Source organism: Nitrospirota bacterium (assembly GCA_016214845.1).
Taxonomy (GTDB): Bacteria; Nitrospirota; Thermodesulfovibrionia; order UBA6902; family UBA6902; genus SURF-23.
The window spans coordinates 82,077-105,506 of sequence record JACRMS010000026.1 but is presented as its reverse complement, the minus strand read 5'-3'; the positions used below and the strand labels follow the sequence as shown (position 1 = coordinate 105,506).

General features: G+C 44.7%; 20 protein-coding genes and 1 tRNA gene. 8 read left to right on the top strand and 13 right to left on the bottom strand.

The window, feature by feature from the left end; genetic code table 11:
* Positions 1 to 52 precede the first annotated feature (52 nt).
* The 5 genes from HZB61_08215 to fabG all read right to left on the bottom strand — a co-directional run bounded on the left by HZB61_08215 (position 53) and on the right by fabG (position 4,270).
* Complete coding sequence (locus tag HZB61_08215) at positions 53 to 1,087, bottom strand: phosphoribosylformylglycinamidine cyclo-ligase (protein ID MBI5056582.1); 1,035 nt, start codon at positions 1,085 to 1,087, stop codon at positions 53 to 55.
* Positions 1,071 to 1,793, bottom strand: a complete 723-nt coding sequence (gene rnc, locus HZB61_08210) for a ribonuclease III (GenBank protein ID MBI5056581.1) — start codon at positions 1,791 to 1,793, stop codon at positions 1,071 to 1,073. Before rnc ends, HZB61_08215 begins: the two co-directional genes overlap by 17 nt.
* Positions 1,762 to 3,000, bottom strand: coding sequence for a beta-ketoacyl-ACP synthase II (gene fabF / locus HZB61_08205; GenBank protein MBI5056580.1), 1,239 nt, complete (start codon positions 2,998 to 3,000; stop codon positions 1,762 to 1,764). The genes rnc and fabF overlap by 32 nt, the downstream gene beginning before the upstream one ends.
* A gap of 169 nt (positions 3,001 to 3,169) precedes the next feature.
* Entirely contained in the window at positions 3,170 to 3,406 is a 237-nt protein-coding gene (acpP, locus tag HZB61_08200; protein ID MBI5056579.1) for an acyl carrier protein, read from the bottom strand.
* Positions 3,407 to 3,529: 123 nt separating this feature from the next.
* Complete coding sequence (gene fabG, locus HZB61_08195; protein ID MBI5056578.1) at positions 3,530 to 4,270, bottom strand: 3-oxoacyl-[acyl-carrier-protein] reductase; 741 nt, start codon at positions 4,268 to 4,270, stop codon at positions 3,530 to 3,532.
* Positions 4,271 to 4,591: 321 nt separating this feature from the next.
* Between fabG and HZB61_08190 the strand changes: the two genes are divergently transcribed.
* The 3 genes from HZB61_08190 to HZB61_08180 are packed head-to-tail and all read left to right on the top strand — an operon-like array spanning position 4,592 to position 7,041.
* A complete protein-coding gene (locus HZB61_08190) occupies positions 4,592 to 5,482 on the top strand; it encodes a DNA integrity scanning protein DisA nucleotide-binding domain protein (protein MBI5056577.1) in 891 nt (296 codons plus the stop codon).
* Positions 5,483 to 5,494: 12 nt separating this feature from the next.
* A complete protein-coding gene (locus HZB61_08185) occupies positions 5,495 to 6,574 on the top strand; it encodes a hypothetical protein (GenBank protein ID MBI5056576.1) in 1,080 nt (359 codons plus the stop codon).
* A gap of 47 nt (positions 6,575 to 6,621) precedes the next feature.
* Entirely contained in the window at positions 6,622 to 7,041 is a 420-nt protein-coding gene (locus HZB61_08180) for a hypothetical protein (GenBank protein ID MBI5056575.1), read from the top strand.
* A gap of 10 nt (positions 7,042 to 7,051) precedes the next feature.
* On the opposite strand, the gene HZB61_08175 is transcribed toward HZB61_08180, so the two are convergent.
* From HZB61_08175 to HZB61_08150, 6 genes are all read right to left on the bottom strand, one after another.
* Complete coding sequence (locus HZB61_08175; GenBank protein ID MBI5056574.1) at positions 7,052 to 7,900, bottom strand: Bro-N domain-containing protein; 849 nt, start codon at positions 7,898 to 7,900, stop codon at positions 7,052 to 7,054.
* Between the two features lie 173 nt (positions 7,901 to 8,073).
* Entirely contained in the window at positions 8,074 to 8,622 is a 549-nt protein-coding gene (locus HZB61_08170; GenBank protein ID MBI5056573.1) for a hypothetical protein, read from the bottom strand.
* Entirely contained in the window at positions 8,622 to 9,806 is a 1,185-nt protein-coding gene (locus tag HZB61_08165) for a hypothetical protein (GenBank protein ID MBI5056572.1), read from the bottom strand. Before HZB61_08165 ends, HZB61_08170 begins: the two co-directional genes overlap by 1 nt.
* Positions 9,807 to 9,899: 93 nt before the next feature.
* Complete coding sequence (locus tag HZB61_08160; GenBank protein MBI5056571.1) at positions 9,900 to 10,655, bottom strand: DUF1828 domain-containing protein; 756 nt, start codon at positions 10,653 to 10,655, stop codon at positions 9,900 to 9,902.
* Between the two features lie 50 nt (positions 10,656 to 10,705).
* Positions 10,706 to 11,158 (bottom strand): hypothetical protein, encoded by a 453-nt coding sequence (locus HZB61_08155; protein ID MBI5056570.1) that lies wholly within the window; start codon positions 11,156 to 11,158, stop codon positions 10,706 to 10,708.
* A 58-nt stretch (positions 11,159 to 11,216) separates the two neighbouring features.
* Positions 11,217 to 11,289 (bottom strand) — tRNA-Ala (locus tag HZB61_08150).
* A gap of 228 nt (positions 11,290 to 11,517) precedes the next feature.
* Between HZB61_08150 and HZB61_08145 the strand changes: the two genes are divergently transcribed.
* From HZB61_08145 to HZB61_08135, 3 genes are read left to right on the top strand one after another with little or no spacing between them, the layout of a single operon-like run.
* Positions 11,518 to 15,486 (top strand): translocation/assembly module TamB domain-containing protein, encoded by a 3,969-nt coding sequence (locus HZB61_08145; protein MBI5056569.1) that lies wholly within the window; start codon positions 11,518 to 11,520, stop codon positions 15,484 to 15,486.
* 34 nt (positions 15,487 to 15,520) lie between these two features.
* Positions 15,521 to 18,286 carry an outer membrane protein assembly factor BamA gene (gene bamA / locus HZB61_08140; protein ID MBI5056568.1) on the top strand — a complete coding sequence of 922 codons (2,766 nt, stop codon included), beginning with the start codon at positions 15,521 to 15,523 and terminating at the stop codon, positions 18,284 to 18,286.
* Entirely contained in the window at positions 18,270 to 18,860 is a 591-nt protein-coding gene (locus tag HZB61_08135; protein ID MBI5056567.1) for a hypothetical protein, read from the top strand. Before bamA ends, HZB61_08135 begins: the two co-directional genes overlap by 17 nt.
* Here HZB61_08135 and HZB61_08130 read toward each other — a convergent pair.
* Together HZB61_08130 and HZB61_08125 are read right to left on the bottom strand one after the other, a co-directional pair.
* Complete coding sequence (locus HZB61_08130; GenBank protein ID MBI5056566.1) at positions 18,852 to 19,331, bottom strand: N-acetyltransferase; 480 nt, start codon at positions 19,329 to 19,331, stop codon at positions 18,852 to 18,854. The genes HZB61_08135 and HZB61_08130 overlap by 9 nt on opposite strands.
* On the bottom strand, positions 19,324 to 20,292 hold the full coding sequence (locus HZB61_08125; protein MBI5056565.1) for a Ppx/GppA family phosphatase: 969 nt from the start codon (positions 20,290 to 20,292) through the stop codon (positions 19,324 to 19,326). The genes HZB61_08130 and HZB61_08125 overlap by 8 nt, the downstream gene beginning before the upstream one ends.
* A gap of 476 nt (positions 20,293 to 20,768) precedes the next feature.
* Between HZB61_08125 and HZB61_08120 the strand changes: the two genes are divergently transcribed.
* Positions 20,769 to 21,491: a class I SAM-dependent methyltransferase gene (locus HZB61_08120; protein MBI5056564.1), complete on the top strand. Its 723-nt coding sequence runs from the start codon at positions 20,769 to 20,771 to the stop codon at positions 21,489 to 21,491.
* Between the two features lie 87 nt (positions 21,492 to 21,578).
* Positions 21,579 to 23,408, top strand: coding sequence for a carbamoyltransferase (locus HZB61_08115; GenBank protein ID MBI5056563.1), 1,830 nt, complete (start codon positions 21,579 to 21,581; stop codon positions 23,406 to 23,408).
* The last annotated feature ends 22 nt before the right edge of the window (positions 23,409 to 23,430 follow it).

The following is a 23,430-nucleotide window of genomic DNA, read 5'->3' as shown; positions in this document are numbered from 1 at the left end:
TCTCCCTGCCCCACGGTTTTCAATTTTTAAGAATAGAGTAAGCGTTGCTTAATCAGACATATTCAACACACTTAGGGCCTTTATCAACATATCCGATCACGAATGCCTTTTCACCAAGCATTTCGAATTTTTGCAGGACCTTTCTTGCGTCTGAATTATTTACCACCAGTATCATGCCGATCCCCATATTGAAGGTCTTGTACATCTCCGCTTTTTCAACATTGCCCATATGCTGGATGAGCTGAAATATATCATGGACCGGCCAACTGTCATTTTTAATGATGAACTTCAACCTTTTGCTCTGGGGAATAATTCGCGGGAGATTTTCAGTTATCCCTCCGCCGGTAATATGTGCAATCCCTTTGATGCTGAAATTCTGCATGACCTTCAGGACGCTTTTCACGTAGATCCTTGTCGGCTTCAGCAGCTCTTCACCGATGGAGCAGCCGAGTTCTCTTATCTGCTTGCCCGGGCCGTATTTTTTTACATCGAAGAACACTTTTCTCGCAAGCGAATACCCGTTGCTGTGAAGCCCGCTGGATGAAAGGCCGATCAGGATGTCTCCGTTATTGATCCCGGAACCGTTGATGATCTTGTTCTTGTCCACTATACCGACTGCAAATCCGGCAAGGTCGTATTCTCCATCGCTGTAAAACCCCGGCATCTCCGCTGTCTCTCCGCCGATGAGCGAACAGTCAGACATCTTGCAGCCGTTTGCTATCCCTTTGATGACGTCTCCAGCGGTCTTTGTTGAGAGTTTTCCTGTCGCAAAGTAATCGAGGAAGAACAGCGGCTTCGCCCCGCTTGTAAGGATGTCATTCACACTCATTGCGACAAGGTCCATCCCTACGGTATCATGTTTGTTCATCATGAAGGCGATCTTCAATTTTGTGCCCACGCCGTCAGTGCCGCTGACAAGAACGGGGTTCTGATACTTGGAATTATCAATTTTAAAAAATGCGCCGAAGGAGCCTATTTCATTTATAACGTTTGACGAAAAGGTCGCGCGCGCAAGCGGCTTGATAATATCGACAAGCCTGTTGCCTTTATCAATGTCAACGCCTGATGTTTTATATGTCAGTTTCATGGGTCTTCTTGATCTTCTTCAGAGCTGCCTCCGCGGCCTTCTGCGCAGCGGCCTTTTTTGTTTTTCCCTTGCCTGAGCCAAAGAAATCCTGGTTGATAAAGACCTTTACCTCAAAGGTCTTCCTGTGCTCAGGCCCTTCTTCCTTATGAATAATATACCTCGGCAGCACGCTGAACTGCGCCTGGGAAACTTCCTGCAGTTTGGTTTTAAAGTCAAAGATAAAGTTCGTTACCGTAAGCTCTTCTATTTTGTGCGCGAGATGTTTAAGGACAAATTCCTTTGCCTTTTTATAACTGCTGTCAAGGTATATCGCCGCAAGCACTGCCTCAAAGGCGTCGGCAAGAAGGGAAGCCTTCTTTCTGCCTCCTGTCATTTCCTCTCCCCTGCCGAGGCTGAGATATTCTCCGATGTTGATCGCAATTGAGACCTCTGCCAGTGTGGCCTCCTGAACGGCATATGCCTTGATCCTTGAAAGATCCGCCTCGGTATATTCCGGGTATGTGGTATAAATGTATTCGCTGATGATCAATTCGAGTACGGCGTCTCCGAGAAATTCCATGCGCTCATTGAAAGAGGGATGGTTTTTTTGTTGTTCATGGGCATAGGACTTGTGAGTAAGAGACTCTTTTAACAGAGACTTCTTCCTGAACTTGTAGCCTATGGCCTTTTCAAAGTCAGCTAAATTTTCTGAAGACGATGCACGCATTAGTTCCGCCGAAACCGAAAGAATTGGACATTGCAATATTTATCTCAAGAGGCCTTGCCTTGTGAGGTATATAGTCGAGATCACACTCAGTGTCGGGATTATCGAGATTGACGGTCGGCGGGACGATCCTGTTGTGGATGCTGAGCGCGCAGATCGCCGCCTCCACTCCTCCTGACGCTCCAAGAAGATGCCCTATCATCGACTTTGTGGAGCTGACGCATAATTTGTAGGCGTGCGGCCCGAAGACCTTTTTGATCGCCGTTGTCTCTATCTCGTCGCCGTATTTTGTCGAGGTCCCGTGCGCGTTTATATAGTCCACTTCTTCACGGCTGGTCCCGGCGTCCTTCAATGTTGATTCCATGCACTTAGCCGCGCCTTCGCCATTGGGGGCGGGGCTTGTTATATGATAAGCGTCGGAGTTCAGACCGTAGCCGATCAGCTCCGCATAGATTCTGGCCCCTCTGCTTACAGCGTGTTCCAGTTCTTCAATTATCAATATGCCCGCGCCTTCGCCCATGACAAAGCCGTCCCTGTCTTTATCAAACGGCCTGCTCGCTTTTTCAGGTTCATCGTTTCTTGTGGAAAGCGCCTTCATCGAGGCAAAACCGGAAATGCCGAGAGGCGTTACTACCGCTTCCGTCCCTCCGCAGATCATCGCGTCGGCAATGCCGTGTTGTATTTGCCTGAAGGCCTCACCTATCGAATGAGTGCCGGTGGCGCAGGCTGTCGCAAGCGCCAGATTGGGACCTTTTGCTCCGAAACGAATGGATATCTGCCCGGCGGCCAGGTTGATTATCGTCATTGGAATGAAAAAAGGCGAGACCCTCCTGAAACCTTTCTCATTGAGTATCTGTGTGTAATTCTCGATCGCCTGCAATCCGCCGATGCCGGAGCCGACGCAAACGCCGGTTCTGTCCGCGTTGCTTTCAGTGATCTGAAGCCCTGAGTCCTGCATTGCCATTGTTGCCGCGGCGATACCCAGATGGATGAACCTGTCCATCTTCTTTTGCTCTTTGATCTCTACGAACTGGTCGATCTCAAAGTCAGGGACTTCGGCGGCTATCTGACACGGCATCCCGTAAGCGTTAAAGCGGGTTATTTTCCTGATCGCGGAGCGGCCTGCAATGAGGCCTTCCCATGATTTTTGTGTGCCTGTGCCCAGAGGTGTCACCATGCCCACCCCGGTAATAACGACTCTTCTTTTCATTGGTTTAGTTGAAATTTTTCAACCACAGAGAACACTGAGTTTAAAAAAGAAGTTGAGAAGATAAGAAGTTATGAAGCTGAGAAAAGACAGAAATTATTTTTTCTCCCATCTTCTTAATTTCCCAACTTCTCATCTTCTATCTCACTCTGTTGCCCCTGTGGTAAGTATTTTAGCTTCCTGATTTTTCTTCTATGTATTTAATGGCGTCCTGGACCTTCAAGATCTTTTCAGCGTCTTCATCGGGGATCTCAATATTAAAGGCCTCTTCAAAGGCCATTACGAGTTCCACAGTATCAAGAGAGTCGGCCCCGAGGTCTTCAACGAAAGATGATTCGAGGGTTACTTTTTCCATATCAACACCAAGCTGTTTTGCAATTATGTCCTTTACTTTTGCTTCAACTGACATCAAACACCTCCACTTTTTATGAATTTACATATTAAGTTCTAAAATTACAAGAAATCCATTATACAAGTTTATCTTAAATTTTTCACCTGACAAAAAGGCTTACGGCCAATCGCTGTCAGCTGCTTACATATACATGCCGCCGTTTATGTGCAGCACCTGTCCGGTTATGTAATCCGACTCTCTGGATGCAAGGAATATGACGGCGTTTGCCACGTCTTCGGGTGTTCCGAATTGTCCGAGAGGGATGGCCCTCTTCATCTCGTCTTTGACCGCGTCAGTGAGCACATCGGTCATTGCCGTCTGGATAAATCCGGGGGCGACGGCGTTTGCCCTTACGCCCCGGCTCGCGTATTCCTTTGCGATCGTTTTTGTGAGGCCGATAAGTCCCGCCTTTGAGGAGCTGTAGTTCGCCTGCCCGGGATTGCCCATGAAAGCCACTACCGAGGAAATGCTTATTATCTTTCCTGAGCGCTGTTTGGCCATTATCTTTACTGCTTCCTTACAGCACAGGAAAGAGCCTTTGAGATTAATGTTCATGACCGCGTCCCAGTCTTCTTCCTTCATCCTGAGCAGGACATTGTCTTTAGTGATCCCCGCGTTATTTACAAGTATGTCCAGCGCTCCAACCGCCTTTACGAACGCCTCAAAACAACCGGTGACCTCGGACTGTTTGGAAACGTCGAGTTTCAAAGCTATGCTCTTTACCCCCAATGCCATGATCTCCTGAGCGGTCTTTTCCGCGCTCTCAATGTTCACGTCAGTTACCCCTATATCAGCGCCTTCCTTTGCCATTGCCAGCGCGATCGATTTCCCGATGCCCTGGGCCGCGCCTGTGATCAATGCCTTTTTTCCTTCAAGTCTCATTACGCCTCCATTTTTTTAAACTATTGCAGCGGATAAGATAAAACGCACTATTATAAAATTTCAGTTTCAATTAGGCAATACAAAAGTATGCCGGGATTTTAAGCATCAGTACAGGGGTTATGTGCTATGATATTTGTAAAACCAGGGCAAGGTAATTAGAGTCTGTCCATAAACTCGAACATTAAACCGTCATTCCCGCAGTCTGTTGAGCGGGAATCCAGTCTCCTTAAGAGGTTCTGGATGCCCGATTAAGGACTTCGGGCATGACAAAAATAAAAAATAGCAATTTATGGACAGACTCTAATTAAGTCCGTCACAGCTATGAAAGACCAGAAGATATCAATTATCAAAAATGCCGTGGACATAGCAAGGGAGACAAACAGCCAGTGTGTTTTCCTGTTCCTTGATACTGCAAAAGATTGCCGCTGGTTTTTAAAGGCCGGTATATCAGAAAAAAACAAGATCGTGCTTGTAATACCCAGGGAATTAAAAATGGGGGGCCCCCTTTCAAAAGACAGGATAGCGGCGATACGCAGTTGGGCGGGGAACCAGACAAGGTTTTCACGGATCAAATACGCATTCCTGCACGGCGTTGCTCAGGAGATCATCCAGACCGACAGCAGGGTCGTTTGTGTCCTGGGCCCGTGGGGCAAGAGCCATCTTGATACCATCGCGATCCATGACCTTTCCCTTTCATGGAGCGAGGATTTCCCGTTTGACCCTCGCTCGATAATGCATAATAAAGCCTTCAAGACAATTCTTGCTGTCATCGATATAGCCCTTGATATAGGCGCGCTTGGAAGAGAGGGAAAACCTGTCGGAACGACTTTTGTAATAGGCGATATGAAGCGGGTCCTGCAATTGTCGCATCAGGCGGTGTTCAACCCGTTCAAGGGATATTCGCCCAAAGAAAGACTGATAAACAGGTCAGAGGTTGTTGAGAGCATGAAGGAACTCGCAAAACTGGATGGGGCCTTTATCATTTCTGACACAGGCATTGTGGAGGCGGCCGGGAGGCATCTTGACGCAAGGAGTGTGGTGACCAGACAGTTGAAGGGTTTCGGCTCAAGACACAGGGCTGCCGCCGGAATAACAAAGATGACCGGGGCGGTCGCGGTGGTGGTTTCTGAAAGTACCGGAAGGGTCACCATATTTGAAAACGGGCGTATTGTGTCAACGCTTGAGCCGCTGATAAGCACGCGCCTGGTTTGAGGTTTTGGCGAAATGCTGAAAAAAGAAAAGATACTCTTATTAGTTTTAATTCTTCTGTGCACAGTTCTGCACGCACGCATTTTAAATGCGCAAAGCACTGACACTCCAAAGCTCACAGTCGCGCTCTTCCCTTTTAATGACATGGATTCCCAGACTCTTGATAAGGGTATTCCTTTAATATTGAAAGCGGTGTTGTCGGGATATGAATTCCTTGAAATAGTTCCGGTTGAAACCATTACAACGAAACTCTACGAGGTTGAGCCTTCTTTCCTGTGGACCGAGAAGGAGGGTGATCAAAAAAAGGGGGGCATACTCTGGACCATCCGACCGGTCCTTATAGAAGAGGTAAATAAGACCGTCTCAGCGGATTATTCAATTTATGGCGACGTGGCAAGATCAGGCAGCAGGTGGAACTTTGATGTCCGTTTGATTGAAGGCAATGACACTGGTTCTCAAAGATCATTTCCCGTCACCGGGCTTGGTGATGATGAGATACGGAAGGGACTATCTGAAACAGCCGAACTGATAGCTAATTTACTGAAAGGAAAGAGCGCGGTAAATGAAGCAGAGGAGTATGTAAGGCGCTTTATGGGAGGCACGTACACTTATCCCGTGGTACTCGAAAAGCTCAAAGTGCTCGCTTATTCGATCCCGGACTCGATACTGCTTCGCGCCCTGCTTCTCGATCTTTATTTAAAACAAAAGATACAGAACCAGGATGAAGTTCTTCTTGAGGGGCTGAAAATAATAAGCCTCTATAATCCCGGCAAAGGGGATGATACGCGCTATCTTTTATCTTTGAACCTTGACCCTTTCGATGCCGCCGCCGGAATATACGAGATCAAAATGGACTTGGAAAAGGCGATCAGCATGAGAAATGACGCCCTGAAATTGTTCCCGTACAAAACCGGCAAACACAAGAACGCCATTGGAAGGGATTACTACATGTCAGGTTTGTCCCTGAAAAAAGAAGGACAAAAGGCAAAGGCCTTAGAGAAATTCTCCGCGGCGCTCACTTATCTTGAGCCGTCTTCAGAATATTACAGCAAGGCCGCAGAGGAGGTCAGGCAATTAAAAAACTCTTCTCAATAACCGTGATGATTTCCTGCGCGCTTATTTTTTCTTGCTCGCAAAATACAGTGGAGGAATATTTCGAGTCTCACGGGATGTCTTTCCCTGTCGACACTTCCGGCGTGACTTTATTGGGGTGTGATTACGTCAACGTTACAAAAGAGGAAGTATCAACTGATGAGGCGCGGCAATATGTTGAAGACGGGATAATGTCCGCGAAAATATATTTTCAGAACAAGGATGTCAAAAGCCTGGTCCCTGAAGCCGAGGCAATAACACTCAGCAAGCCCGTGCTTTTCAGGGACGCGTCAGGAAAGGTCGGATTGATGGTCAGGGTGACCGGATACGGGGCAGGCGATCCGGGCGAAAAGAGCCGCCTCCCGGTCGAGCGTCTCGGCTCGAAAAAACCCATCTGGAAGATAGAGAACTTTGTGTACTTCAACCGCAATGAATCTTACCAATGGGAGTACGGGGGATGGGTTTATTGAGTTTCGTCTTTTACTTCTTCCTCTCTAATCTTTTCCGGCTTTCCGGTTCAGTCAGATAATTCTCACGCGAGACAACCCGCCTGCCAGTTTTTCGTTCAAGGTCTTCCCGCGCTTTGCCTGCAACCTCACCGCCTTTACGAGCGGATTGTTTACTCTCATGAAATCCCTTCGCATCATCAACCTTTGTAATCTCGGTTGTAGCGGCTTCACCTAACATTGAGAATATCAGTTCAAGGTCGGTCATGTGGTCGCGGAGATTCTCCCGTTTTAATCCCTTGAACTTTTTATGCTTGTCCGGTGTAATCCCGAATGCGGCCATCGCAATCTCGGCAGTGAGAATTTCATATTCCTTTTTCTCTTTCACTTCCCTTTTTTTCCATTCGTCGGTGAGTTCTTCGCGGATGGCAATTCCACGCATTCTCTTTTCAATCCAGTCATCCGAATAGCCCTTTGCCTTATACAAAGCTCTTGTTCTCTTTGTGCCGAGTTCAGGGTCTTCGATTTCCTGCACACGCTCATAGCCGACCTTTGCCAGCCAAAGTTTGAAGGGTTCGGCCTTGGGGGAGGGAATGGATTGAATAAGACGAAATATACCTTCAGTGTTCCAACAATACATCTTTTGTTTTCCGCCGGTAGTTTCTATGTCTATCATAAGGGGTGGTACAAATTGTACCCCCCCTTTATCAGTAAGCTTTGCAAGCTCCTCATCCCTTTGCTTTAATCGTTTAAAATATTGAGCCGGATCATTTGAATCAGTCAATGATTCAATAACATCGTTAATCACAAACCACCATTCATTGTTATGAATTGTTTTCCTGATCTTCCTGCCTTTAAAAACCGCTAAGTGTGTTTCAGTCATATTGACCTCCTGTCCCCTATGTATATTTATTGCTCACGAGCAAAAACCCATAGCCGATGCCTTTGTCTGATTGCTTTATTAAGAAATATCCACTGGACAATTCTATCAGTAGGTTATTTGTTTCAATTCGAACTTCCGCATGAGCAAATTGGTACATCACTACAATACACCTACTAAAAATCATAAGTAGAAACGGTCTTCTTATTGTAATGAGGATATTTTCTCTTGTATATCGCCCTATAAAGAACATCGATGCACTTTAGAACAGATAAAATAGTATTCTCAACCTGTATAGGGCTAATTGTAGGAATAGTTTTGGGGTGTATAAGAGCGTTGCGGATATTTATGCCCTCCATCAATTGACCCCACCAAACGTCGGTGCTCTTATCTGTCCTTGCATTGAACCGCGCAAGCAAAAAAGATATCTTGTCAATAAGCCTGCTCATCTTTAGTTTCCTTGATAAATTAAACAACCCTTTGTCAAATGAAATCTCTCGCTCCAGTAGAAGTGATTTTTCATTCAATGAAAAGTCATCACGGATACATAGCTCATCCGCAATGCTATTAATTGTTGTTTCGAGACACATCACAGCAAAAATGATAGACGACTGATAATATGCCGATTTGCCATTTTCATCAAATTCATTTTTCCCTTTTCCATAAAATCGCTTGGCTTTTTCGAGTAAATCATAGGCGTAATCGTCAGCCGTTCGTATGCTCATTAGATTTTCCTCTTAGCTTCTTCTGCCTCAAGAAAGGCAAGTCTTGCATGATAGCTTTTAACTGCGTAGTCTACTAAGCCTGTGCTTATGCCTTCACCTTTTTCGGCCTGAGCATAAAATAGTTCAACAAGCCTACCTCTTTCCTTAGCATCAGTACGAGTCCCCAAACCACGATAGTTCTCTGGGTCAGTCTTATGACGGGCTTTAGATAACGCACTGGCATTTAATGGGTCATTTCCTGCTTTTTCAGCTAAGGAATAGTGTCGTTCTATCCTCGTCTTATTATTTTGCAGTAACCCAGCAACATATGCCCACGAAGATATGATTGCATAATTGAAAGCCTTCTCTGCATATTCTGCTGAACCCTTTTTGGAAGTTATTGCTTTATATTGGGCATCATAAAGTTTTGAATACTGCTTGCCTGCTTCAAGAAGATCACTATTTGACCAAATATCCTTTTCTTCTGCACGCAATCTGTCCCACTGTTCATCAATAACACCTGTCTTTGCAATAATTGGTTCTGGCTTTACCTTGTTAAAATCTTCTTTTGAATACTTTTTGCCTTCATAGAAGCTTAAAATAAAAGAACGAGCGCCTCTAACCGTTACTCTACTTCCTCTCTGTTTTCGGTCAGAGAAATCATCCCCCGATTCTAACAAACCAGTATCTTGACACCACTTCCTTAATTCTGGCCCACGAACTGTTTCATACATTCTGTCAAGCAAGTCGCCGGCAACAGCAATATTTGTGTTAGAAATAAGTTGAACATCAAGACGCTGTGTCGTATCAAGATGAAAATAAACTTTTACTCCGTGATATTCGTCAACACCGTTTTCAACAGCATCTTTGATCGCGATAAATCTATGCTGGCCCCCTATTATTTTAAAGGGGTGAGAACTATCATATTTGGTAATATATTCGCCGACAATATTGCTAAAACTTCTACCGTGCAAGGCATCTTGCTTCATTATTATAAAAGCATTATGATCTTCTACAACATCCCGATTTGCTCTATATTCTGCTTGAGTGTCAGGCTCCAGAGGAACATCTATTGTAGACAAATCGACTAGGCTACTTGCTTTAATGTGGCACTCAAAATAGATAGCCTTTGTTCTCTTATCAATGATTATATATTCATGATTCTTTTCGAGAGGATTGAATGAGTCATTGAAACTTGCAAGCATTGCATCGATATTATCTCTTAAGGATGGGCTAATTTTTAATGAAGTGATGATTTCCATATCTACTCCTTTTCGTCATATAAAATATTTCAGACATCACGCAACTTCCCGTTCAAAAACCTGATTCGCATTATTCCTGAAATCATCCAGAGAGATAAACTGTTTGTCCGTTGCGCTGGTGATCCTGTTGCGGTCTTTCTTGCTCAGGTTATCGAAGTCCTCATGAACAACAAACCCCTTGAACTTCAGCTTGGCCCGTTGAAACTCCAGGCAACAGATCGTGGCGAGACGGGCTTTAGCTGTATCCTTGACCCCGAAAAGATAAATAGGATATGGTTTGATATCGAACTGATAATCCACTTCCAGATCATCCCTTTCAGACAAAGGAAAAACATTTGGCTGGGGATTGTACATTTTAAGGTTCTCCTCTATCACTTCCGCAAGGATTTCATAAAAAAGGCTCTGAATGACTTCGCGCTTATACAGTCTCATGTTCGACACCTTGGCTACTGTCTGTGCAAATTGAAGAATGGCGGGATATAATGATTCCGGCTTAGTGTCCAGATAGAGTTTCCCGTTGTCTTCGTTAACCTGATTCTCCGAGATTATCCTGGAGAAAATACGCTCTTTGTTTGGAGTGTCGAGGTCAAAGGAATAGGAAAGGCGCATGAGCGTCATCCCGTAATCACTGATCCGTATAATTCCATTCCCGTTCAGTGGCTCGATAAAAATATCTATCATGTCTCCGTCTTCATGATAAAGGGGGAGGATAAGCTGCAAAACACCGGGGCGTTTTTCACGAAAATCGACCCTGTTGTTGAATTGCGCCCTAAGCAGATCAAGGTAATTCATTGTATATCACCTCTCTCAAATAATGAGTCCTGTCCGAGATCATCAAAATATTACTCTGCGTCCTGTATATTAATAATTTTCAGGAATTGAAACAATGCCTCTTTGTAAGAAGCGTACGTCTCCGTTATTTCCGCATATTTCTCAGGGAGCATTCCAGCCTCAATCAGTTCGGCCTTTGCGCTATGGATATGATAACCGAAATGCGGATGACCCTCATCGATTGGTGCATTATCATGCTCGCCATAAGGCCCGTTATACCGGAGCAGACAAAAGCTTCCAGGCTCATCCCTTGGAATAAAATTAAGACCGATCGAGAAATTCTCCGGGAACCGTTCATTTATTCTCATAAAAACTGCGAACCCCATTGTACCGTCGAGCGATTCCAACTTCATGTCGTTTCTCAGACTCCCCCGGTCAGTCTTCATCTCTTTGCGCGGCGGCTCAATAACACGCTTCTTGCATGTAATAAGCCCTTCGATTTCTTCCTGCGAATATTTTTTCATGTCCCCCCTTCTTTATTTCATCCCGAAAATTCAGCTAAGTTTACTACCAAAAAGAAAATGGAGGTGAACGGGATCGAACCGTCGGCCTTCTCGTTGCGAACGAGACGCTCTCCCAGCTGAGCTACACCCCCTTAAAAGACAGTTGTTAGGGATTAGGGGTTAGGGTTTAGTAAAGATACAGAAAGCCAACTTCCAAACCCTAATCCCCGAACCCCAACCCCTTGTTTCTTCATTGACCCTTCACAATTACTAAGGTAATATACTATAAAACTCTTAAAGAAATTAAGAGGTCGCTGTAACTTATTTCAAATAATGACATCTAATCCTGAGTAAATCATTAGATAAAGGGAGCTGCAAGTTTGCAAGGTAAATTCATAAAGCGGTTGATAATAATTTTCGCCGCAATCTTTGCAGGCGTTTTCCTTTACTTCATTTTCAGAGGGCCGTATCTTTCAAACTCGGCAAAGAGGATCATCATCCCTGTTCTTGAGAACGCGACACAGGAGAGGATAATTATCGACAATGCCGTAGTCAATGCTTTCCCTTTCTATATTCAGGCAAAGGGCTTAAAGATGTTCGACAGGGACGGCAACCGCCTTCTCCTGGTCACAAGGGCCCGCGCCTATATTGATCTGTTGGGGCTGCTTACGGGAGATATCAAGATACGAAAATTGACCGTCAAAGAGCCGAACCTTACCGTGGATGAGGAAGAATTGAAAAGGATAATGGGAAGCGCTAAGGCGGCCCCCGGGCAGGAAGAAAAATATAAAGTCAGCCTGAAAAATATCGAGCTGTCAGACGGCAAATTCAGTTTTAATAACGCTAAGGGCCTGACCGTCTCCGGCAAAGGGTTGTCTTTTGAGATGTCCACGAAAAAAACGGTGACCGCTCAAATGCTTCTCGATGAAATAACGTTGAGCTCGCCGGACATCACGGAGATAAAAGGCGGCCTGGACGGGAAGTTTAATATGGAAAAAGACCGGATCGATATCGATGAAATTAAAGTGAAGTCTTCCAGGTCTAACTTAAACGCAAAGGGCTGGATACGTCTTGCGGAAGGATTGATTATAAAAGACGGAAGCTTCACAGGGAACGCTGAAATATATGAAGATACTGTCCGCAAATTCTTAAATCTGAAAACTGAAAAAGAGGGGATGCTGTCTTTTGAAGGCAGAGTTGACATGGCCGCTAAGGATGGTTCCTCCCTGCCGGTTTTCACAGTTGATCTAAAAACCGACAGCAGGTTTTATCTTGAAACATTAATGGAGATACTGAAAGTAAAGGACAACTTCACCGGCAAGGTTTCAGTAAAAGGAAAAATAAAAGGCACTTTCCCGGAGCTGACCGGAGATGGCGCGGGGGGCCTTGAGAAGGCCATGCTCGAAACCCTTCCAATTGACAGTGCGGAGGGGAAATTAAAATACGAAAACAAAAAATTCTCCCTTAAAGAGTTCACAGCGCGCACCTATGGAGGGGAGCTGAGAAAAGGAGACGCGTCGATATCGATACCGGAGGCGGATTATTCAGTTGCAGCCGATATCTCCGGGATCAGCAGCCCGGAATTTTTTAAATACATAGGGTGGGAGCCTCCATTTCCTCAGGGCCAGCTCGGCGGTCATTTCAAACTGACACATATCCGGGGGGGAAACATTGCGGTCACTGCGAATGTGAATTATCTGAATACCTCCAAAACTGAAGGAGACGTGCTTAACAGGCTGCAAAGAATAAAAGGGGACCTTGATTTGAAAGAGAATGTCCTTGAAATAAGTAATGCTGTTTTTTCAACGGCGGCTTCAAATCTTTCTTTAGACGGAATTTTAGATTTTGACAACAACATAATGTGGCTCGATCTCCTGCTCGAAAGCAAAGACGCCTCCGACCTGACCGTCCCTTATTATTCAAAACTCTCTGCGCCTGTCAGATTTGCGGGCGCGGCAAAAGGGCCTCTTAAAGACCCTGAAATATCCGGCAAGCTCGAATCTGTGACAGGCAGTGTCCACGGGATAATGTTTACAAAGGCGTCCGCTGACCTAAAATACAGGGTCCGTTCTCTCGCGGTAAACAACCTGAACATTACTCACGGCAAATCATCCTGTGCCGCGTCAGGCACGATTGAATTCAGAGGCGCCAAAGGGCTCTTTTCTTTTAAGGACCCTTCGTACAAGGCAAAGGCATTGGTCAAGGACATTGACATAAAGCCGTTTATTTCAGCCCTGTATAAAGACATCCCGGTCACGGGCACTGCAAGCGGCTCTCTTGAATATGAGGGCGATTCTGAAAATTATATTGCCAAAGGTAATTTAGTGGCTGTGGAAAGCATGGTGTACGGCCAGCAGTTCACGAGAATTACTGTCAATGCCGCTATGGACCCAAAGGGAATTGACTTCAACTCCGTTACAGCGCAAAACGGCGACTCCGCGCTTACCGCAAAAGGAACGCTGTCCTTTGATAAAAAATTCAGCCTCTCCGCCTCATCGGACAAGATGCATTTATACGATATCAATATGTTCAAGGATTATCCTGTTGATGCGACCTTCAGTATGGACATTAAAGGCTCAGGCGCCGTTGAAAAGCCTGATATGAAGTTTTCCATGAGGATCATTGACAGCATGTTTAGAGGCATTCATACGGGACTGGGAGAAGTGACCGGCGAGATGAAAGAAAAGAACATCACAGCGAAGGGAGTACTCTTAAACGGGGCTGTGTCCGCTGACGCAAGGGTCTCTCTTTCCAAAAATATAGCTTGGGACGTTGACGTTGACGTCCATAGAGGCAGATATGATTTCCTGCTGGCTGGCTTTTATAAAAACGTGCCGAAAGACCTCGCGCTTTCACTCGGGGGCAATGCGAAAATAAACGGGGAAGGAAAGAATTATTCGTTATCGTCAAAGTTTAATTTTTTTAATCTCACGCTCTACGGATATGATTTCAGAAACAGCAAAGACGTTGTCCTGAATTTTGCCGACAATATGCTTTTGATAAAATCTCTCTCTCTGACAGGAGACAACGGCGAGTTGTCGGCTGAAGGCGATCTGAGTCCGGGCAGGCAATTCAACGTAAAAGTCAAAGGCAATTTGAACCTGGCACCCTTAAAGGCATTTTCAGACAAGCTTGTTTCTCTGCGGGGGCAGGGGATGTTGGACCTTGTTGTCTCAGGCTTCTGGGAAAAACCTGAGATAACAGGCGATGTGAATATTAACGACGCTATCGCGTCACTGAAGGAGTATCCTTATAAGGTCGGCCCTGTGAACGGGACCCTTTTCCTGAAAAGAGACAGGGCCACTTTTGATTCAGTGCAGGCCGGCTTCGGCGGAGGCACGGCAGTCATGTCCGGAGTTGTATACGTTCAGGAATTATCGGTAAAGAGGATATACGTGTCATCGCAGCTTTCAGGGATCAATATCAGGCCCGTTGAAAAGGTGAGCGCCACAGTGGATGGAAGGCTCTTTTATGAGATGTCTCCTAAAGGCTCTACGCTTTCCGGGAATATAGATATAATAAAAGCCAGGTATGAGAAAAACATTGAGTGGAACAAGTGGCTCATAGGCCTTAAGGAAGTCAGCAGCGAGCCTGTGAATTATCCGGCTTTTTTAAAGGGCCTTGAGCTTAACGTGCATATCTCCGGGGCTGACAATATCGTCATAGACAATAACATCGCAAAGACACCCATAAAAATATCAGTCAATCTGACCGGGAACGTCACCAATTACGGACTTATCGGAAGGATCGAGGCCAATGAAGGTGTAATATATTTCAGGAGCAATGAATTCAAACTCCTTGAGGGCAGCATCGTCGACTTTGTGGACTCCAACCGTATTGTCCCGGTGTTCCACATAATGGCCGACACCTATGTGGGAGAATACTACGTTAAACTTAATCTGGACGGGACGATTGATAAATTTACGCTGTCGCTCTTTTCAGATCCCCCTTTAAATGAGATGGAGATACTCACCCTGCTTACCGCAGGCCAGCTCAGGAAAGAGACGAAAGGATTTGAGAGCGGCATTGCCGCGGGCGAGGCGGCTTCAATACTTACCGAAGGCCTGCAGGACGTGGTGGGGGAAAAATTCAAGAGCATCACCGGTATCGAAAGGTTTTATGTTGAGCCTTATACAACCGCTACAGGCTCGCTGAGCCCCAAAGTCACTATAGGCAAGAGGCTGCTTGAGGACAAACTCTTCGTGACGTATTCCACCTCCATAGGCACGACCGAGGAAAGCGTTATCAAGCTTGAATACAAGCTTGATAAGAATGTTTCCCTTGTCGGCTCAAGGGACGAGATAGGCAGCGTCGGTGGAGACCTAAAATTCAGGTTTGAGTTTAAATAAGTGAGAAGTAAAAAGTAAGAAGTGAGAAGTGAAAATGATAAATATATATTGCGACATTAATCACAGCAAATGGCGTCATTCCCGTGAAAGCGGGAATCCAGAAAAAAATAGGGGTAGAATTCTTGCCTTTATTTTACTTCTTACTTCCTGCTTCTTACTTCCTATTTATACATATGGCTCAGATACGGACAAAGTCATCAGGGCGATTGAGGTCGAGGGGCTTCACAGGATCGAGAAGAAGGAATTAATTGACCTTATCGATTTAAGGGTGGGGCAAATATTCAATGAAGAAGATCTGGCCATAGGAATAAAACGGGCCTTCAGGAAAGGCATTTTCTACGACATACAGGCAGTGTCCGTGCCTTATGACGGCGGGACCAAATTGAAGTATGTTGTTAAAGAAATACCGCTCATCAAAAAAATTGTAATAGAAGGAAATAAATATGTCTCTTCCAGGGACATTAAAAAAGTGGTCCCGTATAAAGAAGGAGAAGATTTCAGGGAAGAATATCTCAATAAGGCGAAAACGGACCTGCTCAACCATTACGGGAGAAAGGGGTTCCCTGCCGCCGAAGTCACGATCTCCTCTGAACAAACGGACAAGCCGGCGGAAGTAAACCTGAACATACAGATTAACGAGGGGCATCCCCTGATAATAAATACTGTTGACATCGCCGATGATCTGAGGTGGTATTTTAAGGTATCGGAAGGGGACAGATTTGATAAGGACGAAGTGGACCTGCAAATAAAAAATCTGAAGGAATCTTTGAAGACCGAAAATTATTTCAGCCCGGTTGCCGGCCCGTACGAATTCAAAGACGGCGTTCTTGCCGTACCTGTGGAAAAAGGGCAGAGACTCGAAATGTTTTTCATAGGTAATTACGCGGTAAGCTCGAAGGACCTCGAAAAAGAGACGCCTTTTTTTGAAGACGGGGAAGTCACTGACGAAGCGGTGCAGGAGGCGCTTGACCGGATGAAAAGCGTCTACCTGGGCGAAGGGTATTACTACGCGCAGGTCGCAGCTGGAAAGAGGACAGAGGATGAAGTTATAAAGCTCGATTTTATTATCTTTGAAGGCAAAAAGGTTTTTCTGAAGAAAATTGACTTTGAAGGGACCAGTATTTCTTCTGAGGCCGTTAAGAGCATAATTCCCCTTACTGAAGGGAAGCCATACAATGATAACATGTTGGCGGCAAGCAGGGATTCGATCCTGAGATTTTATAACGCGCTCGGATATCTCAAGACGGACATAAAAGATATAGAGAAAGATTTCCAGGAAGACGGCAGTCAATTGCTGCTTAAATTTATTATCGCGGAAGGGCCACAGACAAAGCTCGAAAATATTCAGCTTGACGGCAACAGCGATATCAGCTCTTCAGAAATTGAGAACGCGATACAGCTTAAGAAAGGGTCCCCCTACAATTTAGTTGACATAGGCGATGCGAGATACAGGATCATTTCCCTGTACAACAGTAAAGGCTATATGGACGCGCGCGTTGAGGTTGAAAGCAGGGTTGAGGAGGACAAGGCTTTTATAACTTTCAAGGTAACGGAAAACAGGCCTTCCGTCATAGGGAAGATCATCATCAGCGGGAACCGCCAGACAAAGGCGAAGATCATAGAACGGGAATTTACAGTGACTGAAGGCGATACCTATAATTATGAAGATATATTAACGACCAAACAGCGGCTATACAAGCTTGGTATCTTTAATGAAGTATCGGTAAGCGTGCTCGAACCGGGGAAGACAGAGGACGGTAAACTTGTAAGGGACATGCTCGTCTCTCTGAAAGAAGGGAATCCCGGTTCCGTGGAGCTCAGTCTCGGTTACGGCGATTACGAAAGGTTTCGCGCCTCGCTCGGGATCAACTACAATAACCTCGGTGGATATCACAGGCAGATAGGGCTCAAGGGCGATTTCAGCGCGGTCAAGGAGAGATATACATTCAGTTTCAAAGAGCCGTGGCTTTTTAACCAGCGGGACTTGTTGTTTACAGCTTTATTAATTAAAGAGAAGACGCGGTCGGTCAATCTTGACACAAGAGACGTGCTGTACAAGATTGACAGGATGGGCACGCTTTTAGGCGTGGAAAAAGTGATAAAAAAAGAATGGAGGGCGACCCTGAACTATGAGTATTCTTTTGTTGACACCAAGGACGTTCAGCCCGGCGTAATATTGAGCCGTGAAGATTCCGGGACAATCGGCATAGGCAGCGTTTCACCTTCATTATTTTATGACACGCGGGACGACCCTTTTGATCCAACCAAGGGGGCATTACACGGCATTGTTGTCAAGTTTGCCTCAAAGGCCCTGCTCTCGGAGACCGAATTTATAAAAGGCACAGTCCAAAGCTCATGGTTTTTCCCATTAATAAAAAGGGTCGTGTTCGCGCTTTCACTAAGGGGCGGAGCTGCTTACAGTTATGACACCATTCAGGAGCTGCCCCTTGTCGAAAGATTTTTTCTTGGCGGAAGGACAACGGTCAGGGGATACAGCAATGACACCCTCGGGCCAAAAGGCGCTGACGATTCGCCGACAGGCGGCAACATCTTCGCCCTTGGAAACCTCGAATTCAGGATAGCGCTCGGGAAAGGGTTCGGGCTTGTGACATTTATGGATGCGGGCAACGTGTGGCAGCTGCTCCAGGATGTGCGCATGAAATTAAAATATACCTCCGGCGCGGGACTGAGATATAAAACACCTATCGGCCCGATCAGTTTAGACTACGGGCATAAAATGAACAGGGACCGTGGAGAAACTTCAGGAGAACTCCACTTCAGCTTTGGACATGCGTTCTAAGACAGAGAACAGAAGACAGAGAACAGAAGACAGAAGGCAGAAGGCAGAAGGCAGACTTGTTATTATTATTCTGTGTACTGTCATCTGTCTTCTGTCCTCTGTTTGTAATTCAGAGGTCCTCGACCGGATTGTGGCGATAGTAAATAAAGAAGTTGTCCTGCAGAGTGAATATCAGGAGGCGCTTAACGCTGCAAGAAAGTCAGATGCGAACGTATCAGAGGGCAGGGTCCTGGATGAGATGATAAACAGGATCCTGCTTCTTGAACAGGCGAAAAGATTGAGGCCGGGGCGCGCTGCCAACTCAAATAAAGCGGCAGACGATGATGCCCTTGTAAAAGAATATATAGAGAAGAGAATAAAATCCTCGATACACGTCCCGATAGAAGAGATAGAATCTTTTTATTCAAACAACATGGAACGCTTCAGCGGTAAAGAATTTCTCGAAGTCAAGGATGAGATAGAGGACATTCTCGTTGTGGGGAAATTGAGATTAAAACTGCTTGAGCATATAAAAGAACTGAGGGAGAACGCCTACATAAGAGTGCGGCTTTCCGCCGAACCTGATCTACCCTAATTCCTTTATCACAGCCAACTCATTGCATTCTGGAAACTTATGGCATTTGAGACATTCGCCCCAGATCTTCTGGGGGAGGGCGTCTTTGTCGACGTCATGAAATCCCAATTCCTTGAAGAAGCCCGGATGATAGGTGAGGGCAAATACTTTTTCCACGCCGAGCTCTTCAGCATCTTTCAGGCATTTCTTTACCAGCTTCCCGCCTATGCCTTTGCGCTGATAATTGCTTGCCACGGCAACTGATCTCACCTCGGCAAGGTCTTCCCACAGGATGTGAAGCGCGGCGGCCCCGACGATCTTCCCGTCATCAAGACAGATGAAGAAATCGCGTATGTTCTCGTAAATCTCATTCAAGGAGCGCGGGAGCATTTCTTCCTTCCTTGCGAATTGATTTACAAGGACATGTATTGCCTTGACGTCTTTGATGGTGGCTTTCCTGAACTGGTATGTGCTTGAAGTTTTTTTACTCATTTATTTCCTTGAAAAGCTCAATAAGAATACCTTCTTTTAAACCGTGATTACTGACTGTGATCTCCCTGAAGTCAAAGGCTTCCATCAGCTTCAACAGTATAAGTGTTCCCGGCACTATAATGTCAAGCCTCGAAGGTTCAAACGGCAGATATTTTGCTCTCTCTTTAGCGGTGACAGTGGAAATATCGTGAAAAATGCATTTCACCTTTCCCCTTTTTATTCTGGTTCCGTGGATTTTTTTATGCTCAAATCTTTTTGCTTTTTTAGTGATTGCGGCAAGGGCTGTTATTGTCCCTGCCGTGCCTATAAACGAGGTTTTGAGTTTTGAGTTATGATCGATGAGCTTTAAATACGTATCCACGTTCGCTCTGATCTTCCCGGAAATATGGCTGTCCATCTTGATCAGATCTTCCTGAGAAGGAGGGTCGTTCTTCATGTACTGGCCCGCCAGGTAAACGACACCGAGGTCCAGGCTATGCACAGACAAAGGTTTCCCTTTTCTTGCGAATATAAGCTCCGTGCTTCCCCCACCGATGTCAACGAGGAGGGCGGCCTTTGGTATTACAATGTCCGTGAGCATCCCTGATGCGGTTATTCTTGCTTCTTCTTCCCCGCTGATGATATTAATATCAAGCCCGGTGGCCTCTTTAACTTTGATTAAGAAATCATTCCTGTTCTTTGCCTCTCTGAGCGCGCTTGTCGCAAACGCTGATGTTTCAGTGACATTGTACTCTGATAAGGCATCACTGAATTTTCTGAGGGCCTTCAGCCCTCTTGCCATTGCCTGTTTATTAAGTCGCTTGTTTTTGTGAAGGCCTTCTCCGAGCCTCGCAATTATCCTGTCGGAGAAAAGTTCTTTTATGCAGTAGGTTTTCTTTTTTGGATCGAAGTGAACATCTGCGATCAAAAGCCTGCAAGTATTGGTTCCTATGTCGATTGCAGCAAGGGGTTTGTTTTGCACGAGAAGATTATAAACAAAAACAAACTTAAAGTGGAATTGTTATAGCTCGTAATGATTCCCTTCCCTTTTAATTGTAATGTCATTACAAGTTGTGTTAAATTAAAAATACATTTATTAGTTATTATTATAATTTACCCTGAAAGCTGAACAGCGCCTGAAAGATGATATCTGTTAATAATAAACTGCCGGCTCATATCATTGAGAACATTGAAATATTTATTTGCCCCGCATGTGAAGGGTCCCTGAATATTTCGGATGACCGAGAGGCAATTAAGTGCTATAAATGTGGCAGGTCTTTTAATTGTACAAATGGTATACCTTTGCTGTTCCATTTTCCAGAAAGAGAAAATGATAAAAAAGATGTCACAGAAACAGTAAAATCTTTTTATGAAGAAACCCCTTTCCCTAACTATGAAGATCTAGACTCCATTTCGAGTTTCAGAAAAAAAGCTGAACAGTCGGTTTTTGCCAGATTATTGGATGATCAGATTTCATATGATTCAAGAGTTCTTGAGGTAGGATGCGGCACGGGACAGTTAAGCAACTATTTGAGCATAACCGGCGAACGGTCGGTTTTTGGCGCAGATATGTGTCTCAATTCTCTCAAGCTTGGATTTGAATTCAAGGAAAAAAACAACTTGGACAATGTGTGTTTTCTCCAAATGAATTTGTTCAGGCCGGTATTTAAACCGGAGAGCTTTGATATAGTAATATGCAATGGAGTATTGCATCACACCGGCGACCCGTTTGGCGGCTTTCAGTCAATTTTAAGACTGGTTAAAAAGAATGGTTTTATAATAATAGGGCTTTATCATACTTACGGAAGACTGATTACTGATATCAGGCGCTTGATTTTCAGGTTTTCCGATAACCGCTTCAAGTTTCTTGATCCCCGCCTAAGAGACAAAACACTAAGCGATGTAAAAAGACATACATGGTTTATGGACCAATATAAAAACCCCCATGAGTCCAAGCATACAATTGGAGAGGTATTGCAGTGGTTTGACAAAAGCGGTGTAGAATTCATTAACAATATTCCAAAGTCTAATCCACTTGAATCCTTCACACCGGAAGAAAAATTATTTAAGGCAAATCCCAGGGGCTCGCGCTTTGATCACTTTCTTGTTCAACTGGGAATGATATTCACTGGAAGTAAAGAAGGCGGATTTTTCACAATGATCGGCCGCAAGAAGTTTTGATAGAGTCAGTTTTTTTAACATTCAGCATGTCTTTTAATATTATATTTTAATAATGTCGATAAGCCCGATGAAAGAGAGCAGAGGACAATGTACATTTTAGGCATATCCGCTTTTTATCATGATGCTGCCGCCTGTTTGATAAATGAAGGTGAAATAGTTGCCGCAGCGCATGAGGAAAGGTTCACAAGGAAAAAGCATGATGCCTCTTTTCCTTCAAATGCCATTAAGTACTGTTTGAAACATAAGGACCTGGCCCTGAATGAAATCGACGCTATAGTTTTTTATGACAAGCCTCTTTTAAAGTTTGAAAGGCTGCTGGAAACCTATTATGCATTTGCCCCGAGTGGATTGAAATCATTTCTGGAAGCCATGCCTGTTTGGGTAAAAGAGAAACTCTTTTTGAAGAAACTTATATATGAAGAACTGACAAAAATTGAGAATATAGACAAGAATAAGTTAAAACCCTTGTTTACAGAACACCACTTATCACATGCTGCAAGCGCTTTTTTCCCGTCTCCCTTTGCAGAAGCTGCTATATTGACTATAGACGGGGTTGGTGAATGGGCCACCGCCTCCATCTCTTATGGAAAAGACAACAATATAACAATACTGAAAGAGCTCAGGTTTCCCCATTCCCTTGGCCTTCTTTACACTGCCTTTACTTATTTTTTAGGGTTTAAGGTAAACTCCGGAGAGTATAAGCTTATGGGTCTTGCGCCTTATGGAGATCCCGCATCACAAAATGTCAAAAAATACATGGATATAATTTACTCAAATTTAATAGAAGTCAAGGAAGACGGCTCTATATGGTTAAACCAGGAATATTTTGATTATGCAACCGGTTTGAAAATGGTAAAGGATGAGAAGTTTGAAAAGCTTTTGGGTTTACCAAGGCGGAAGCCGGAAACAGAAATATTGCAGGACCATTGTGATATGGCGCTTGCAATTCAGAACATTACTGAAGATATAGTTTTGAAGATGGCTAACGAGGCCAGGAGATTGACTGATTCAAAATACCTGTGTTTGGCAGGAGGTGTGGCCCTGAATTGCGTGGCTAATGGAAAGCTTCTCAAGGCCGGAATTTTTGACGATATATGGATTCAACCGGCTTCCGGAGATGCCGGGGGTTCTCTTGGAGCCGCGTACGCTGCATATCACATGTATTTCAACAAACCAAGATATGCGGATGGAGTGCATGATAAAATGCAGGGTTCTTATCTTGGGCCGGAATTTTCAAACTTTGAAATAGAACAAACGATTAAGAAGTATAACGCGGTGTATGAATTTTATAATGACATTGAAAGCCTCTGTGATAAGACTGCGGAGCTTTTAGGCAAAGGTCATGTGGTGGGATGGTTCCAGGGAAGAATGGAGTGGGGGCCGAGGGCATTGGGTAACAGAAGTATTTTGGGAGATGCAAGAAACCCGGAGATGCAAAAGAGATTGAACCTGAAGATAAAATACAGAGAGAGCTTCAGGCCTTTCGCTCCAGCGGTGCTATATGAAGATGAAAAGGAATATTTTGAAATAAACCATCCGTCTCCATACATGCTTTTAATTTCGGATGTTAATGTGAAAAGGAGAAAGCCATTTCCGGAAGGATATAGCTCTTTGCCGTTGAAAGAGAAATTGTACCACCTGCGTTCGGATATACCGGCAATAACGCATTTGGATTATTCTGCCAGACTTCAGACTGTTCACAAAGAGACAAATCCAAAGTTCTGGAAGCTGCTCAAAGCTTTTAAGGAAAGAACCGGGTATGGCCTTATTGTCAATACAAGTTTTAATGTGAGAGGAGAGCCTATTGTATGCACCCCTGAAGATGCGTATAAGTGCTTTATGAAGACAGACATGGATTACTTAGTAATTGAAAGATTCTTGTTCAGGAAAAAGAAAAAAAATATATATGAAGATTAATAAAACAAATTGTATCAGCGGA

What these genes read in the sequence shown, in the direction of transcription:
- HZB61_08215 (MBI5056582.1), bottom strand. Translation starts at nt 1,087, where the DNA reads ATGAAACTGACATATAAAACATCAGGCGTTGACATTGATAAAGGCAAC.
- rnc (MBI5056581.1), bottom strand. Translation starts at nt 1,793, where the DNA reads ATGCGTGCATCGTCTTCAGAAAATTTAGCTGACTTTGAAAAGGCCATA.
- fabF (MBI5056580.1), bottom strand. Translation starts at nt 3,000, where the DNA reads ATGAAAAGAAGAGTCGTTATTACCGGGGTGGGCATGGTGACACCTCTG.
- acpP (MBI5056579.1), bottom strand. Translation starts at nt 3,406, where the DNA reads ATGTCAGTTGAAGCAAAAGTAAAGGACATAATTGCAAAACAGCTTGGT.
- fabG (MBI5056578.1), bottom strand. Translation starts at nt 4,270, where the DNA reads ATGAGACTTGAAGGAAAAAAGGCATTGATCACAGGCGCGGCCCAGGGC.
- HZB61_08190 (MBI5056577.1), top strand. Translation starts at nt 4,592, where the DNA reads ATGAAAGACCAGAAGATATCAATTATCAAAAATGCCGTGGACATAGCA.
- HZB61_08185 (MBI5056576.1), top strand. Translation starts at nt 5,495, where the DNA reads ATGCTGAAAAAAGAAAAGATACTCTTATTAGTTTTAATTCTTCTGTGC.
- HZB61_08175 (MBI5056574.1), bottom strand. Translation starts at nt 7,900, where the DNA reads ATGACTGAAACACACTTAGCGGTTTTTAAAGGCAGGAAGATCAGGAAA.
- HZB61_08170 (MBI5056573.1), bottom strand. Translation starts at nt 8,622, where the DNA reads ATGAGCATACGAACGGCTGACGATTACGCCTATGATTTACTCGAAAAA.
- HZB61_08165 (MBI5056572.1), bottom strand. Translation starts at nt 9,806, where the DNA reads ATGCTTGCAAGTTTCAATGACTCATTCAATCCTCTCGAAAAGAATCAT.
- HZB61_08160 (MBI5056571.1), bottom strand. Translation starts at nt 10,655, where the DNA reads ATGAATTACCTTGATCTGCTTAGGGCGCAATTCAACAACAGGGTCGAT.
- HZB61_08155 (MBI5056570.1), bottom strand. Translation starts at nt 11,158, where the DNA reads ATGAAAAAATATTCGCAGGAAGAAATCGAAGGGCTTATTACATGCAAG.
- bamA (MBI5056568.1), top strand. Translation starts at nt 15,521, where the DNA reads ATGATAAATATATATTGCGACATTAATCACAGCAAATGGCGTCATTCC.
- HZB61_08130 (MBI5056566.1), bottom strand. Translation starts at nt 19,331, where the DNA reads ATGAGTAAAAAAACTTCAAGCACATACCAGTTCAGGAAAGCCACCATC.
- HZB61_08115 (MBI5056563.1), top strand. Translation starts at nt 21,579, where the DNA reads ATGTACATTTTAGGCATATCCGCTTTTTATCATGATGCTGCCGCCTGT.